A 15,916-nucleotide genomic window follows, 5' to 3' on the forward strand; every position below is an offset into this window, starting at 1 on the left:
CTCTCCGTAGCAATGCTCCGGCGAACCAGATTTCGATCCGCGTGGGCTGTCAAGGACTGGTAGCAACTAGCGAACGCACCCGGCCGGTTGACACTTCGGCGGGGGATGAAGCCAATCTCCGGCGAACTGGGCTAGATTATCCGAGGCGAAGCCGACCAGTCTCTTTGACCGACACGCGGACATCCCCGGAACTCTTCCCGGCGGCGTCTTCCCCGCGGCGGCGATCGCCAGTTCTCAAGCGCTTTCTACTGCATCATTCCGCAGCGCATTGCCATTTCGAGGGAGGCACACGACGGTGGCCAGGAATCTCACGCAGCTCGAGATGCTCATCGAGCTTGAGCCGATCGCCGAAGCGAATGTGAATAGGCATCTATCCATGGCCAAGGACTGGCATCCGCACGACTATGTGCCGTGGGATGCGGGTCGCAACTTCGCAGCAATGGGCGGCAAGGATTGGGATCCGGAGGAGTCGCAGCTCAGCGAGGTCGCCAAGGCGGCAATGATCACCAATCTTCTCACCGAGGACAATCTGCCCAGTTACCATCGGGAAATCTCGGAGAACTTCTCCATGGACGGTCCGTGGGGCACCTGGGTGGGCCGCTGGACCGCCGAGGAGAACCGGCACGGCATCGTACTGCGCGACTATCTGGTGGTGACTCGCGGCGTCGATCCCGAGGCGCTCGAACACGCCCGGATGATCCATATGACCAACGGCTACAGCGCCACCCAGATCGCGCGGAAACGTATCGGCACCAACGCCATTCCGGCTGCTGCCGGATTTATGGCTTCCGTCGCCTATGTCACTTTTCAAGAATTAGCGACGCGCGTTTCGCATCGCAATACCGGCAAAGTTTGCAATGACCCCATAGCGGACAGGATGCTGCAGCGCATCGCCGCCGACGAGAACCTGCACATGATCTTCTACCGCAACCTGTGCGGCGCTGCCCTGGACCTCTCCCCCGATCAGTCCATGGAAGCCATCACCCATATGATCCGCAATTTCGAGATGCCCGGCGCCGGTATGCCCAACTTCCGCCGCAACGGCGTCCTCATGGCCAAACACGGCATCTACGACCTCCGCCAGCACCTGGAGGAGGTCCTGCTGCCCGTCCTGAAGAAGTGGAATATCTTCGACCGCACCGACTTCGGCGCGCACGGCGACCAACTCCGCAATGAACTCGGCGACTACCTCGACAAGCTCCGCAAGGACGTGGTCAAGTTCGAGGAACAACGCGACCGCTCCCTCGCCCGCGACGCCGAACGCGCGGAGAAACAGGCCGCCCTGCTCGTGGTCTGACCTCCGAACCCCAGCGCCGCCCCGGAATCCGTTCCGGGGCGGCGTTTTTCATTGCGTCCGGGCCCTCAGAACAGGGTCATGGGATCGGTCGGGATGGGATCGGGCAGCGGCTCCAGGTCCGGGAGGTGGGTGGCTACTTCGGCGTGGAAGCGGCGGGAGAGGGTGCGGGAGGTGGCGTTGTCGGGGGTGTGGATGAAAATCGTTGGGGAGCGGCCCTCTTGGAGCCAGGTGACGGTTTGGTCCACCCAGGGTTGCCAGCCCGCGACGGTGGCGGCGGCGTCGTCGCGGCCGTGGTAGCGGACGATCGGGAATTCGGTGAGGGCCCTGGTGCGGCGCGGGAGTTTGGGTTTCTTGGATTGGGCTTCGCGTTCGGCGGTGCTGATCGGGCCCGCGGCGAACAGGACGGTGGTGTCGAAGGGGATCCACTCCGCGCCCGCGGCTTCCAGAACGGCTTCCAATTGGGCTATGGCTCTGGGGTTTTCGAAGAAGGCGGGATGGCGGACCTCCACGGCCGCGCGATAGTGCGGAGGGAGCCCTTCGAGGAGGTTGGACAGGGCTTTCAGGTCGGTGAAGGAGCCCGGGAGTTGGATCCAGAGGGCGTGCAGGCGACGGCCGAGGGGTTCGATGGCGTCGAGGAAGAGGTTCATATCGTTGTCTATGCCGGACAGGCGGCGGTCGTGGGTCACCGTGCGCGGCAGCTTCATGACGAAGCGGAAATCGGGATCGGTTTGGCGGGACCAGGATTCGACGGTGCGGCGCTGTGGGGTGGCGTAGAAGGTGGTGTTGCCTTCGACCGCGTTGCACCAGGAGGCGTAGGTGCGCAGGCGCTCCGCCGGGGGAAGTGGGCGTTCCTGCCAGTCCGGGTGTGTCCACATCGCGCATCCCACGTACAACCGCATATCTGCCACGTTAGGTCAAGGGCTTCTTGGGGCGCAGCCAACCGAAGGTAAGCTCCACGGCTCGCCGCCAGTTGTCGTATTCGTCGGCGCGCAGCGCGGGGTCCATGCGCGGCACCCACTGGGCCGCCACCCGCCAGTTATGGCGCAGCCCTTCGAGATCCGGCCAATAACCGACCGCCAGGCCCGCCGCGTACGCCGCGCCCAGCGAGACGGTTTCGGAGACTATGGGGCGCATGACCGGTATGTCGAGGACATCGGCGACTATCTGCATGAGGAGGTTGTCGGAGGTCATTCCGCCGGCCACCCGGAGCGACTCGGCGCGCAGTCCGGCATCGGCGTTCATGGCCTCGACCACGTCCCGGGTCTGCCACGCGGTGGCCTCCAGGACGGCACGGGCTATGTGGCCCTTGGTGATATAGGACGTCAGACCGATGAGCAGACCGCGCGCGTCACTGCGCCAATGCGGGGCGTAAAGACCCGAGAACGCGGGCACCAGATAGCAGCCGCCATTGTCCTGGACTGTGCCCGCGAGGGTTTCGATCTCCGGGGCGCTCGCGATGAGCCCGATATTGTCCCGCAGCCACTGCACCAGTGAACCCGTCACCGCGATCGGGCCCTCCAGCGCGTACACCGGATCCGGGCCGATCTGATAACCGATGGTGGTGAGCAGTCCGTGCTGTGAGCGCACCAGTTCGCGTCCGGTGTTCATGAGCAGGAATCCGCCTGTGCCATAGGTGCATTCGAGCTCACCGGGCGCGAAACAGGTCTGCCCGAACAGCGCCGCGTGCTGATCGCCGAGTGCGGCCGCGATGCGCACGCCAGGCACCACCCGGCGGGCCACGCCGAAATCCCCGGTGGACGGTTCGATGCGCGGCAGCATCGCCTTCGGTATATCGAAGAACCGCAACAGCTCGTCATCCCAGGCCAGGGTGGCCAGATTCATCAGCAGTGTGCGCCCGGCATTGGTCACATCGGTGACGTGCACCCCGTGATCAGCGCCGCCGGTGAGATTCCAGATCAGCCAGGTCTCCATGGTGCCGAACAGCACCTCACCGCGTTCGGCGCGCTCGCGCAGACCCGAGACGTTGTCCAGCATCCAGCGCAGTCGGGGCGCGGCGAAATAGGTGGCCAGCGGCAGCCCGCACAGTTCCCGAATCCGTTCCGCCCCCGGCGTTTCCCGCAAATCGGAGACCAGTTCCTCGGTGCGCACATCCTGCCAGACGATGGCGCGCCCGATCGGCGTACCGGTGCGCCGATCCCACACCACGGTCGTCTCACGCTGATTCGCGATTCCCAGCGCCGCCACCTGCTCCGCCGTGATGCCCGCATCCCGCAGCGCCGCGGGCACCACCCGCTCCACGGTCTTCCAGATCTCCAGCGCGTCCTGCTCCACCCAGCCGGGCCGGGGATAGTGCTGCCGATGCTCCCGCTGCGCCACCCCCGCGAACCGTGCGCGCTGATCGAACAGGATGCAGCGGGTCGAGGTCGTGCCCTGATCGATCGCCAGAACATAGCGCTGCGTCATCCGAGCTCGCTCCGATCCGGCATGGGAACCCCTGTGCGGCAACGGGATATGGTCAACCTAGTGGAGCCGATCACCGGGCGCGCCCTCACTGTGCACCGCCCAAATCACGCGAAACGGCTTGTGCCGCATCACGAACCTGCGCGATGAGCGCGGTGCGGAGGCGAAGCTGGCCGTCGCAGAGGTGATCGATGGGTCCGGTGATGCCCATCGCGCCGACCACCAGGCCGCCCCGCGAACGAATCGGTGCGCCGATACCGGCTTCGCCGGAACGGTATTCGCCGATCTCCCCCGCCCAGCCGGTGCGGCGCACCTCGGTCAGCGCGCGGCCCAGCGCGGGCCGATCGGTGATGGTGCGGTGGGTCAGTGCGGGCAGCTCGGCCTCGCGCACCACGGCCGCCAGCTCGGAATCGTAGGCCAGCAACACTTTTCCGAGCGCGGTCGCGTACGGCGGCAGCACTTCACCGAGTTCGAGCGCCTGCGAGGTGTTGTCCGGGCGGAAGACATGGTGGATCACCCGCACCTCACCGTGCACCGGCGCGGCGATGCGCACCGATTCCCCGGTGCGCGCGGCCAGCGCATCGGCCCGGTTGATCGCGCGCGAGCGCAGCTCATTGGCATCGAGATAGCCCGCGCCCAGCTCACCGAGTGCCGACCCGAGCTGATATTTACCGCTGGCAGTGTCCTGCTCCACGAATCCGACGCCCTGCAGGGTCTTCAGGATCCCGTGCGCGGTCGGCTTGGCCAGTCCCAGCGCCGCCGCGATCTCCCCGACTCCCATGCGCCCGGATCCGCGTGCGAGCAGGCGCAGCATGGCCGCTGCGCGCTCGATCGACTGAATCGGGCCGGGCATGGTCGTAACCTATCAGCAAACCGTTCGGCATTGTCGAACGCGCACCCTGTCGGTGACACCCTCCACTTCGTAACGTGGACCTCGGGCCCGGCCGCAACCGGTCTCACCAGGGATTACGGACTCAACGACGAGTATCCGGAAAGGGACCGCGATGACGCAGTACGTGGGAGCCATCGATCAGGGCACGACCTCCACGCGCTTCATGGTGTTCGATCACGGCGGCGCGGTGGTTGCCCGCCATCAACTCGAACATGAGCAGATCATGCCGCAGGCCGGCTGGGTGGAACACAATCCGGACGAGATCTGGGAACGCACCCGCACCGTCATCAAGAGCGCCCTGGCCGGGGCCGGACTCACGGCGCAGGACCTCACCGCCGTCGGCGTCACCAATCAGCGCGAGACCACCATCGTGTGGAACCGCCGCACCGGACGCCCCTACTACAACGCCATCGTCTGGCAGGACACCCGCACCGATCGCATCATCAAGGAGATCGAGAAGGCCGGGCACGGCGATCTCATCCGGCAGCGCGCCGGACTGCCGCCCGCACCGTATTTCTCCGGCGGCAAACTCAAATGGATTCTCGACAACGTCCCGGGCGTGCGGGAGGCCGCCGAACGCGGTGACGCGCTGTTCGGCACCCCCGACACCTGGTTGATCTGGAATCTCACCGGCGGTGTGCGCGACGGCGTGCACATCACCGATCCCACCAATGCCTCACGCACCATGCTGATGGATCTCGAAACCCTGGACTGGGACGAGGAATTGCTGTCGGTGTTCGGGATTCCGCGCGCCATGCTGCCCGCGATCGCACCGTCCTCCAACCCTGAGATCTTCGGCACCACCAATCCGGACGGGCCGTTCAAGGGTTCGGTGAAAATCGCCGGGGTACTGGGCGATCAGCAGGCCGCCACCGTCGGCCAGGTGTGCTTCCGGACCGGTGAGGCCAAAAACACCTACGGCACAGGGAATTTCCTGATGCTGAATACCGGTACCGATATTGTGCACTCCAAGCACGGCCTGCTCACCACCGTCGCGTACCAGTTCGGCGACGAGAAGCCGGTGTACGCGCTCGAAGGGTCGATCGCGGTCACCGGATCGGCCGTGCAGTGGTTGCGCGATCAGCTCGGAATCATCTCCGGCGCATCGCAAATCGAGCGATTGGCCAGTCAGGTCAGCGATACCGGCGGCGTGTACTTCGTACCCGCGTTCTCCGGGCTGTTCGCACCGTACTGGCGGCCCGACGCGCGCGGCGCGATCCTGGGCCTGTCCCGCTACAGCAATAACGCCCACTTGGCCAGGGCCACACTGGAATCCATCTGCTACCAGACCCGCGATGTGGTCGAGGCCATGCAGCGCGACTCCGGGGTGAAGCTCGAGACGCTGCGCGTGGACGGCGGCGTCACCTCCAATGAACTGGCCATGCAGATCCAGGCCGACTTCCTGGGCGTACCCGTCTCGCGGCCGATGGTGCCCGAGACCACCGCGCTCGGCGCGGCCTACGCGGCCGGACTGGCCGTCGGATTCTGGAACAACACAGACGAACTCGTCGCCAACTGGCACGAGGACAAACGCTGGCAGCCCACCTTTTCCGAGCAGCAGCGCGAGCGCGGGTACGCCCGCTGGCTCAAAGCGGTGTCACGAACGCTCGACTGGGTCGATATCGATGACGACGACTGATCCGAAGCTGCCACCCATGACTGAAAACACCGATAACAAGGAGATTTTCGTGTCCGCACAACTGGATCCCGCCTACCGCACCCGGGCCATCGATGCGCTCGGCGACACCGAGATCGACGTCCTGGTCATCGGTGGCGGCGTAACCGGCGCGGGAGCGGCCCTGGACGCCGCCTCGCGTGGACTGTCCGTCACCCTGGTGGAGGCGCGCGATTTCGCCGCAGGCACCTCGAGCCGGTCGTCCAAACTCATCCACGGTGGTCTGCGCTACCTCGAACAGCTCGACTTCGCCTTGGTCCGTGAGGCTTTGAAGGAGCGCGGGCTGCTGCTGAACAAGCTGGCCCCGCACCTGGTGCATCCGGTGCCGTTCCTTTTCCCGCTCCAGCATCGCGTCTGGGAGCGCGCCTACATCGGCGCGGGCGTGGCGCTGTACGACACCCTCGGCGGAGCGCGCGCGGTGCCCATGCACCGGCATCTGACCCGCACGGGCGCACTGGAATTGGCGCCCGCGCTCAAGGATGACGCCATGACCGGGGCGATCAAGTACTACGACGCCCAGGTCGACGATGCCCGGCACACCATGACCCTGGCGCGCACCGCGGCCCAGCACGGCGCGACCGTGCTCACCCGGACCAAGGTCACCGGACTGCTGCGCGACGGTGAGAAGGTTGTCGGCGCGAAGGTCATGGATCTGGAAACCGGTCTGGAACATACGATTCGGGCGCGCACCGTGATCAGCGCGACCGGGGTGTGGACCGATGACATGATCAAGATGACCGGCGTGGAATTCCCGTTCCACGTGCGCATGTCCAAGGGCGTGCACATCATGGTGCCGCGCGAGCGGCTGAACATGAACACCGGTCTGATCATGCGCACCGAGAAGTCCGTGCTGTTCGTGATCCCGTGGGCCGAGCACTGGATCATCGGCACCACCGATACCGACTGGTCGCTGGACAAGAACCATCCGACCGCCAGCGCCGCGGATGTGCAGTACATCCTCGACCACATCAATTCGCTGCTGCGCGAACCGCTTACGCGCGCCGATATCGTCGGCACCTACGCCGGACTGCGGCCGCTCATGACCGGTGCGAACAAGGAGACCTCCAAGCTCTCGCGCGAACACGCGGTCGCCGAACCCGCCCCCGGGCTGTTCGTCATCGCGGGCGGCAAGTACACCACCTACCGGGTGATGGCCGCCGATGTGGTCGATGCCGCCGCCGCGCGACTGGGCAGCGACGCGCCGTCCTCGGTCACCGCGGATCTGCCGCTGCTCGGCGCGGTCGGCTACCAGGACATCCTCGGCGATATCGAGGATGTCGCGGCCCGCGCCGAACTGCCGGTCGAGACCGTGCGCCATCTGCTCGGCCGCTACGGTTCGCTCACCGAGAGCGTATTCGACCTCATCGCCGCGGTTCCCGAACTGCGCGAACCGATTCCGGGCGCGGAGGACTACCTGGCCGCCGAGGCCGTCTACGCCGCCACCCACGAGGGCGCACTGCACCTGGACGACGTCCTGACCCGCCGCACCCGCATCTCCATCGAGGTGCCCGACCGTGGCCTGAAGGCGGCCCCGGAAATCGCCCGCCTCATCGCCCCGCACCTGGGCTGGGACGACGACCGCACCAACGCGGAGATCAACCAGTACTACGACCGCGTCCACGCCGAACTCGCCGCCAACGAGGCCGATGACGACGAGGCCGCCAACGCGGCCCGCCTGCTCGCGCTCAGCTAGCACCGTAGAAACAATGGAAAGGGGTGCCGCCGGAATACGGCGGCACCCCTTTCCACGTTGTCGATCCTGATGGTCGACGATTGGGGCATGGTGGTCACTGCGTATGAAGCCGATCTGTTCGAGCGGTCGCGGGGGCGGCTCGAGGCGATCGCGTATCGGCTGCTGGGGTCGGCCGGTGATGCCGAGGATGCCGTCCAGGATGCGTATCTGCGCTGGCACGCGGCGGACCGGGCATTGATCGAGGTGCCCGAGGCGTGGTTGACCAAGGTGCTCACCAATCTGTGTCTCAATCAGCTCACCTCGGCGCGGGCCAGGCGGGAAACCTATGTGGGGCAGTGGCTTCCGGAGCCGGTGCTGGCCGGGGATCCCATGTTGGGCCCGGCCGATACCGTCGAACAGCGGGAGTCGGTGTCGATCGCCATGCTCACCGTGATGGAACGGCTCTCGCCCAATGAGCGCGTGGTGTACGTGCTGCGCGAGGCGTTCGGGCATTCGCATCGGGAGATCGCGGCGATCCTCGAGCTCACCGAATCGAATTGCCAGCAGCTGTATCGGCGGGCGAAACAGCATGTCGGAGCGGAGAAATCGCGCATCGAGGTGGATTCGGCGGCCGCGCGCAAGGTCGTCGAGGAGTTTCTGGCCGCGGTGCTGAGCGGTGATACCGAACCGCTCATTCGCCTGCTCACCGCCGATGCGGTCAGCATCGCCGACGGCGGCAGCACGGTTCCGGCGCGCAGGACCCCGGTCATCGGCGCGCTCGCCATCGCCCGCTACCTGCGCGATATCTTCCGGTCGACCCCGGCCAAGGTCGCCTATGTCGGCGGCGAGCCGACGTTCTACGCCGTCGAGGTCAATGGCGATCCCGCGATGCTGGTCGAGGTCGCCGGGCGGGTCTACGGCATCTTCGCCCTGAACGCGACCCCCGAGGGCGTCGTGGCGATCAATATCCAGGTCAATCCCGACAAACTGGAGCGCCTCGCCCGGCAGTGGGCCGCTTCCGCACCGCATCAGCCCCTCACCGGGAGCTGGTGATCCACATCACATCCGAGTTCTGTCAGGGATTGCGGCGCTGTCCGGTTCAGGAGGTGTCGCAAACCAGATAGGAGCTCACCATGAACCACCGCATCGTCATCCTCGGAGCCGGATACGCCGGAGCCACCGCCGCCGGACGCCTCGCCAAGCGGCTGCACCGCGATGACGTCGAGATCACCCTGGTCAACGGTGATCCCGATTTCGTCGAGCGGGTGCGCCTGCATCAGCTCGCCAGCGGACAGGATTTGAAGCAGCGCCCGCTGCGCGAGATGTTCGCGGGCACCGGGGTTCGAGTGAAAGTAGCGCGGGTCGGCGCGGTCGATGTCGACGCCAAGACGGTCGATCTTCTCGGTGCGAACGGTGCCGAGACACTGGGCTATGACACCCTCGTCTACGCCCTGGGCAGCACCGTCGCCGACTACGGGGTCCCGGGCGTCACCGAATATGCCCACAATGTCGCGAGCAAGCAGGCCGCACTGGCGCTGCGCGCACGGCTTAGTGAATTGGCTTCGGGCGCAACGGTGCTGATCGCGGGCGGCGGACTGACCGGCATCGAGGCCGCCACCGAGATCGCCGAAGCCCGGCCGGATCTCGCGGTCACCATCGCGGCGCGCGGCGGTATCGGCGACTGGCTCAGCGAGCAGGCCCGGCAGTACCTGCGCACCGCGCTGGATCGGCTCGGGGTCACCGTGCACGAGCGCACCGATATCGCCCGGGTCGGCGCGAATGGCGTGGAAACCGCTGCGGGCGAGGAGATTCCGGCGCAGGTGACGGTGTGGACCGCAGGTTTCGCGGTGCATCCCATCGCGGCCGCCACCACCCTGGAGGTGTCCGAGGCCGGGCGGATCGTCGTCGACGGCACCATGCGATCGGTCTCGCACCCCGACGTGTACGCCTTCGGCGATGCCGCGCATGTCGCGGGAGTCGGGGGTAAGACCCTGCGAATGGGTTGCGCCACAGCGACTCCCATGTCGTGGCAGGGCTCGGACGCACTTGCCGCGCGGCTGACCGGTCGCGAGGTGATCGACACCCCGATCGGCTACAACATGCAGTGCATCAGCCTCGGCCGCCGAGATGCCCTGGTGCAGAAGGTGACCGATGAGGATGAGCCCACGGACAAGATCTTCACCGGGCGCACGGGCGTGCGTATCAAGCAGCTCATCTGCGCGGCCGCCGCGTGGAGCGTCGCGCATCCGACCATGATGCTGCCGAGCCGTCGCCGCCGCATCGTGGTGACCACCCCGGTCACCGCGTGATCAAGGCAGCAGGCGCTGTTCCTTCGCCACCGCGACCGCGGCCGCGCGCGTGTCCACGGCGAGTTTGTCGTAGATGCGGCCGAGGTGGGTTTTGACGGTGGCCTCGGAAATGTGCAGGGCGCGAGCGATTTCGCGATTGCCGAGACCGCGCGAGAGCTGGGCGAGGATATCCAGTTCGCGCGCGGTCAAGGTGGGGCGCGGATTGCGCATCTGCGCCATGACGCGGTGCGCCACCGGCGGCGACAACGCCGTCTTCCCCTGCGCCGCGGCGTGAATCGCGGCGAACAGCTCCTCGGGACTCTCGGCCTTCAACAGATATCCGGTCGCCCCCGCTGCAATGGCGCGGGTGATATCCGCATCGGTGTCATAGGTGGTCAGCACCAGCACCCGCGGTGTGGGAGAAGCGAATTCGGTGATCCGCCGGGTGGCCTCCGCACCGTCCATATCGCCGCCGAGTTGCAGATCCATCAGCACCACATCCGGCCGCAACCGCTCGGCCAGCGCGACCGCCTCGGGACCACTGCCCGCCTCACCGATCACCTCGATCCCCGGCGCGCTCGACAACAGGGCCAGCAGTCCGGCCCGCACCACCGCGTGATCATCGCAGATCACCAGGCGCACAGCCGAATCCGTCATGACCGCTCCAATGGGATCGCGGCGGAGAGCACGGTGCCCTCCCCCGGCGCGGACTCAATGGTCACCGCGCCGCCGAACTGCCGCACCCGGGCCCGAATCGCCGGAAGCCCGTGCCCGCGTTCCGATTCGGAAGTGACCCGCTCGGGATCGAATCCGCACCCGTCATCCGCGATATCCAGCGCGACCTGATCACCCAGATAGGTCAGCGTAATCGTGGCGTTGGCCGCACCGGCATGCTCGCGTACATTCGCCAACGCGCCCTGCGCAATTCGCAATAGCGTCGACTCCACCCGCGCGGGCAGCTCCGCGGGAGCCCCATCGAATTGGAAGTCAACGGCCAGCTCCGGCCCTGTCTCGCGCGCGGCGAACGCACCTAAAGCCGCAATGAGCGAACCGTTCTCGGCCAACTCCGCCGGAGCTAGATCGTGCACGAATCGCCGCGCCTCGGCGAGATTGCGATCCGCGATCCCGGCTGCGGTGCGCACATGCTCCCGCGCTCGCACCGAATCCTGTTCCCACACCAGCTCTGCCGCCTGCAGCAGCATCCGCTGACTCGAAAGCCCCTGTGCGAGCGTGTCATGAATCTCCATGGCCAACCGCCCCCGCTCCTCGAGCATCCCCTCCCGCCGTTCCAGCGCCGCCTCACGTTCGGTCTGCCGCCGCATGTACACGAAAACCGCGGTGGCAATGGCGGCGACCGCGGGCGGAGCCAGCAGCACATTCGGATCCAGCCAACCCGCCAGCCGCACCTGGGTGACAACGACCAGCCCGGTCAGCAGCACCGCGAGCGGCAGCGCGATCCGCAGCGGCAATATCCGCAGAGCCAGATACAGAAGAGGCACCGCACACCAGGCGAAGCTCGGCCCCAACACCACCAGCACCGCCCACACCGCGACCACGGACCCGAACCAGACTGTGCGCCAAGGCCGTAACGGATGGTCGGGACGGTCGCGGTGGCGATCCGAGCGGGCATCGAGTGCATAGAGCACGGCCAGCACCACCGAGAGCCCGATGACCCAGGACGCGCGCGGAGTGTCATGATGCCGGATCAGGAAGCGAGCCAGCGAGGCGGCCAGCAGTACATAGAACGCGGCATCCATCACCAGACCGAGGCGGCGGGCGTCGGCGGTTTCCGCGTGCGGCGTGGACACTCTCGCACCTCCTCGGTCGGGGCAAACAGTGTCATTGTGCCTGGTGCGGGTGGGTTCGCGGGTCAACCGATCGGCTGATGTGGGGGTCGGCCGGGTGGGGTGGGGAATGTAGCCGGGACGGGGATGGCAGGTGGGGGTTCGGGTCGCAGGATTGGTGGGGAACGGGCCGGTCGGCTCGGAATGAGTGCGAGCGTTAGGAAATGGCATGGGCGGCAAGGGTGTATCAGTGCGGAACCGGATTCTGGTCGGCGGGGTGGCCGCGGTGGCGGTGACCGCCGGGGTGGTCGGGGTGGTGGCGTCCAATGCGGACAGCACCGAGCCGGGTGTGAAAGCGCCGGTTGTGGCGGACGCGTCGGATGCGAATCTGCAGCAGACCACGCATCTGACCGTGGCCGCCGCGACCAAGGCGGCGCAGGCGGCGCTGGATGCGGCGAAGCAGGAGAATCAGCGGGTCAGTGTGGCCGTGGTGGATCGGGACGGGAACACCATCGTGGTACTGCGCGGGGACGGCGCGGGACCGCAGTCGTTCGAATCGGCCAAGCAGAAGGCATTCACGGCCGTGTCGTGGAATGCGCCGACCTCGCAGCTGGCCGGGCGGTTGCAGAGCGCGCCGCAGCTGGCCGCGATTCCGGGGACGCTGTTCCTGGCCGGCGGCGCACCCGTCGACGCCAAGGGCGCGCCGATCGCGGGCATCGGGGTGGCGGGCGCGCCGAGCGGTGATCAGGATGAGAAGTTCGCGCAGGCGGGTGCGGCCGCGCTCGGCCACTGACGTCCGTCCCGCCGAGGCACCGGCGCGTGTTCCTGGAGATTTGCCGAAGTTCAAACCGTAGAGTCTGATCAGGTATGGCCGCAGCAGCGGAAGAACACCCGATCGGAGGTCATCCATGAACTTCAGCGAGATATTCGTGAGTGAGGCGCTCGGCACCGGGATCCTCATCCTGCTCGGCGCCGGAGTCGTAGCCAACGTATTGCTCGCCAAATCAAAAGGTTTCGATGGCGGCTGGCTGCTCATCACCTTCGGCTGGGGACTCGGCGTATTCGGCGGCGTCTACGTCGCCTACAAGACCGGCGGCCATCTCAATCCCGCCGTCACCATCGGCAATCTGTTCGCCGGGGCCGACGAATACGCGCCGGGCGTACCGGTGAACTTCGGCAATACCGTCGCCTACCTCACCGGGCAGCTGGCCGGTGCGTTCGTCGGAGCCTGCGCCGCATTCGTGGCGTACAAGCGGCATTTCGACGAGGAACCCGATGAGGCCAAGAAGCTCGCGGTGTTCTCCACCGGTCCCGCCATCCGCTCGTACCGGTGGAATTTCCTCACCGAGGTCATCGCCACCTTCGCGCTGGTATTCGTGATCCTGGCCTTCGGGCACACCCCGAGCGGACTCGGACCGCTGGCGGCGGCACTGCTGGTGGTCGGCATCGGCGCCTCACTCGGCGGCCCGACCGGATACGCCATCAATCCGGCGCGCGATCTCGGACCGCGCATCGCCTACGCGCTGCTGCCCACCGGACGCCCGATGAATATGCTCCCGCAACGGGTTCCGGCCGATCTGAACGCGGGCGGCGGCGTCGCCGAGCGGGTGGAGGAGCAATTGCCCGCGCATCCGGGCTCGCGGCACAAGAACGCGGACTGGGCCTACGCCTGGGTACCGGTGCTCGGACCGCTGGTCGGCGGTGCGCTCGCGGGCCTGGTGGCGCAGCTCTACCTCTGATTCGCCCCGCCCCCGGGGAGCGAATGTCGGTGCGGCTTGCTAGCTTTCGCGGCGTAAACGTTGACGGAAGCTTGGAGCGCGGCGCATGACCACCGGGGAAACCACCTATCTGGAACTGTCGGAAGACAGCGGTTCGGCACACAAGTTCTACGAGGTCGTGGTGGCTGACACCCAGGTGACCATTCGTTTCGGCCGCATCGGTGAGACCGGGCAGGTCCGGGTGAGTTCCTTTGCCACCGTGGACAAGGCGCGCGCCGCCGCCGCCAAGAAGCTCGGCGAGAAGGTGCGCAAGGGGTACGCGCCCGCGGTCATGGGCGCGCGGGCCGCGCGACCGGTCACCCGGCGCGCCATCGTCTCGCAGCGGTCCACCGCGAAGAAGGCCCCGGTGCTGTGGACCTTCGATTCCGGTGCGGCCGCCTTCGGCATCTTCGTGGACGAACAGCGCTGCTGGGTCGGCAATGAGAGCGGCGATGTCTTCACGCTCACCCCGGCGGGCGAGGTGACCGGCCGCTTCCGCCTTCCGGACGCGGTGAAATGCATTGTGGCCGACGACTTCTGGATCTACGCGGGCTGCGATGACGGCCGCGTCTACGATCTGTCCGGCAAGGTGCCGCGCGCGGCCTACGATATCGCCGCCAATGTCGACATCTACTGGCTCGATATCCACGACGGCATTCTCGGCGTCTCGGACCGCAAGGGCGGGCTCACCGTCATCGACCACGAGGAGGAATCGCTGTGGTCGCGGCAGAGCAATGGCGATTCCGGCTGGATGGTCCGCATCGACGATGACGGTGTCTACCACGGGCATTCGAAGGGCGTCACCAAATACGATCTGGAGAGCGGCAATAACGAATGGCAGGTGCGCACCGACGGCGCGGTGCTGTTCGGCTGGCAGGAAGCCGACGCGGTGTACGCGGGCACCAGCCGCAATCAGGTGCGCATGGTGGCCAAGAACGGGCAGTCCGATCGCGGCTACCAGTGCGATGCGATGGTGTTCTCCTGCGCCACCTCACCGGACGGGCGCTATGTCTTCGCCGGTGACAATTACTCCTCGGTGTACTGCTTCGACTCCAGCGGTCAGCGGCTGTGGAAGCTCGGAACCGGCTGCGGTTCGGCGTATTCCATGCAGTACCACGACGAGAAGCTGTACCTGGTCACCACCAATGGCTCACTGGCCTGCCTGGATGTGAGCGAGGCCGCCATCCATGACGCCGAACAGGGCGTGCTGCCGCAGACGCTTTCGGTGAAGGCGCCGGAGATCTCCGCCGTAACACCCAGTGCCACGGTCGAACTGGCCGTCGACGCGGGCGACGGCGTGATCGTGGAATGCGTGAACGACGGCGGCAACCTGCGCGTGCACGTGGTGTCCCCCGGCTATCGGAACGGCTGGAATGTGCAGTTCCCCCGCGATATTCGCGAGGCGGGCGTGCGCTACGTGGTCGATTCGGTCTCCGAATCCGCGCGCGGCGGCTTCTACCGCGTGCGCGGTGATATCCGGCGACTGAGCTGAAGCGCCGCGAGCGGCCGAATCAGATACCGAGACTGAACAATTCACCCGGGGTCGCGCCGAGATCGGTGAAATGACTCTGGGTGACGGTCAGGAAGAGCGCGCGCGAGGTGGCGATGACGGTATCGCCGTCGGTGAGCACCGCGTCGATGAACATCTTGCGGCCCTCGCGCGCGGTCAATTGCGAAGTGACCACGAATTCCCGGCCCAGCCGGGCGGGGGCGCGGAAGTTCACGTCCAGATTCACCGTGACCGCGGGCTGGCGCAGCGGGAACAGGATCGAACCGGACGCCTCGTCCAGGGCCGCGGCCACAATGCCGCCGTGCGCCACGCCCGGCGCGCCCTGATGCCGCTCATCCATGGTGAACGTGCCGCGCACGGTATCGCCGCGGCGCTCGAACACCATGCGGGGTGAGGCCGGATTCGACGGCCCGCAGCCGAAACACCCGTGGTGGTGCGGCGGAAACGGGCCATCGGCAAACAGGTCACCCAGCGGCAGCGCTGCCGATTCGCGATCGTGTTCCATCCTCAAAAGTTAACCCAGATTCGAATTCAAAGCGAGTGCCGTCACCCGCCGTCATCCCGGCATGCTTTTGGCCGGGATCCACACGAGGCGGCGCATCAGCGGAGGGTGTGGACTG

The 15,916-nt window shown here is 66.7% G+C and carries 14 protein-coding genes; 8 read left to right on the forward strand and 6 right to left on the reverse strand.

Features of this window, described 5'->3' with window-relative positions:
* The first annotated feature begins 295 nt into the window (after positions 1–295).
* Positions 296–1,297 (forward strand): acyl-ACP desaturase, encoded by a 1,002-nt coding sequence (locus tag ACFC4D_RS36825; protein WP_375955707.1) that lies wholly within the window; start codon positions 296–298, stop codon positions 1,295–1,297.
* Between the two features lie 65 nt (positions 1,298–1,362).
* Here ACFC4D_RS36825 and ACFC4D_RS36830 read toward each other — a convergent pair whose 3' ends face one another.
* From ACFC4D_RS36830 to ACFC4D_RS36840, 3 genes are all read right to left on the reverse strand, one after another.
* The gene (locus tag ACFC4D_RS36830) at positions 1,363–2,196 is read right to left on the reverse strand and encodes a DUF72 domain-containing protein (protein WP_376070367.1); all 834 of its coding nucleotides are present in this window, start codon (positions 2,194–2,196) and stop codon (positions 1,363–1,365) included.
* A 10-nt stretch (positions 2,197–2,206) separates the two neighbouring features.
* Positions 2,207–3,721, reverse strand: coding sequence for a glycerol kinase GlpK (glpK, locus tag ACFC4D_RS36835; protein WP_375955711.1), 1,515 nt, complete (start codon positions 3,719–3,721; stop codon positions 2,207–2,209).
* An 85-nt stretch (positions 3,722–3,806) separates the two neighbouring features.
* On the reverse strand, positions 3,807–4,571 hold the full coding sequence (locus ACFC4D_RS36840; protein ID WP_376070370.1) for an IclR family transcriptional regulator: 765 nt from the start codon (positions 4,569–4,571) through the stop codon (positions 3,807–3,809).
* Positions 4,572–4,722: 151 nt separating this feature from the next.
* Between ACFC4D_RS36840 and glpK (ACFC4D_RS36845) the strand changes: the two genes are divergently transcribed.
* From glpK (ACFC4D_RS36845) to ACFC4D_RS36860, 4 genes are all read left to right on the forward strand, one after another.
* Positions 4,723–6,249: a glycerol kinase GlpK gene (glpK, locus tag ACFC4D_RS36845; RefSeq protein ID WP_375955714.1), complete on the forward strand. Its 1,527-nt coding sequence runs from the start codon at positions 4,723–4,725 to the stop codon at positions 6,247–6,249.
* A gap of 16 nt (positions 6,250–6,265) precedes the next feature.
* Entirely contained in the window at positions 6,266–7,978 is a 1,713-nt protein-coding gene (glpD, locus tag ACFC4D_RS36850) for a glycerol-3-phosphate dehydrogenase (protein WP_376070373.1), read from the forward strand.
* 87 nt (positions 7,979–8,065) lie between these two features.
* Positions 8,066–9,010, forward strand: a complete 945-nt coding sequence (sigJ, locus tag ACFC4D_RS36855) for an RNA polymerase sigma factor SigJ (protein WP_376070376.1) — start codon at positions 8,066–8,068, stop codon at positions 9,008–9,010.
* 80 nt (positions 9,011–9,090) lie between these two features.
* On the forward strand, positions 9,091–10,266 hold the full coding sequence (locus ACFC4D_RS36860) for an NAD(P)/FAD-dependent oxidoreductase (RefSeq protein ID WP_376070379.1): 1,176 nt from the start codon (positions 9,091–9,093) through the stop codon (positions 10,264–10,266).
* Here the strand turns inward: ACFC4D_RS36860 and ACFC4D_RS36865 are convergent, their stop codons facing one another.
* Positions 10,267–10,902, reverse strand: coding sequence for a response regulator (locus ACFC4D_RS36865; protein ID WP_376070381.1), 636 nt, complete (start codon positions 10,900–10,902; stop codon positions 10,267–10,269). It lies immediately after the preceding gene.
* The gene (locus ACFC4D_RS36870) at positions 10,899–12,053 is read right to left on the reverse strand and encodes a sensor histidine kinase (protein ID WP_376070384.1); all 1,155 of its coding nucleotides are present in this window, start codon (positions 12,051–12,053) and stop codon (positions 10,899–10,901) included. Before ACFC4D_RS36870 ends, ACFC4D_RS36865 begins: the two co-directional genes overlap by 4 nt.
* 226 nt (positions 12,054–12,279) lie before the next feature.
* Here ACFC4D_RS36870 and ACFC4D_RS36875 point away from each other — a divergent pair, with 226 nt between their 5' ends.
* The 3 genes from ACFC4D_RS36875 (at position 12,280) to ACFC4D_RS36885 (ending at position 15,278) form a co-directional block, all read left to right on the forward strand.
* Entirely contained in the window at positions 12,280–12,822 is a 543-nt protein-coding gene (locus ACFC4D_RS36875) for a heme-binding protein (protein WP_376070387.1), read from the forward strand.
* Between the two features lie 115 nt (positions 12,823–12,937).
* Positions 12,938–13,768 (forward strand): MIP/aquaporin family protein, encoded by an 831-nt coding sequence (locus ACFC4D_RS36880; protein WP_364628741.1) that lies wholly within the window; start codon positions 12,938–12,940, stop codon positions 13,766–13,768.
* 85 nt (positions 13,769–13,853) lie between these two features.
* On the forward strand, positions 13,854–15,278 hold the full coding sequence (locus ACFC4D_RS36885; protein WP_376070390.1) for a WGR domain-containing protein: 1,425 nt from the start codon (positions 13,854–13,856) through the stop codon (positions 15,276–15,278).
* Positions 15,279–15,297: 19 nt separating this feature from the next.
* Here the strand turns inward: ACFC4D_RS36885 and ACFC4D_RS36890 are convergent, their stop codons facing one another.
* Positions 15,298–15,801, reverse strand: a complete 504-nt coding sequence (locus tag ACFC4D_RS36890) for a PaaI family thioesterase (RefSeq protein ID WP_375955731.1) — start codon at positions 15,799–15,801, stop codon at positions 15,298–15,300.
* Positions 15,802–15,916 lie beyond the last annotated feature (115 nt).

The organism is Nocardia sp. NPDC056000, assembly GCF_042269265.1.
In the GTDB taxonomy this organism is placed as follows: domain Bacteria; phylum Actinomycetota; class Actinomycetes; order Mycobacteriales; family Mycobacteriaceae; genus Nocardia.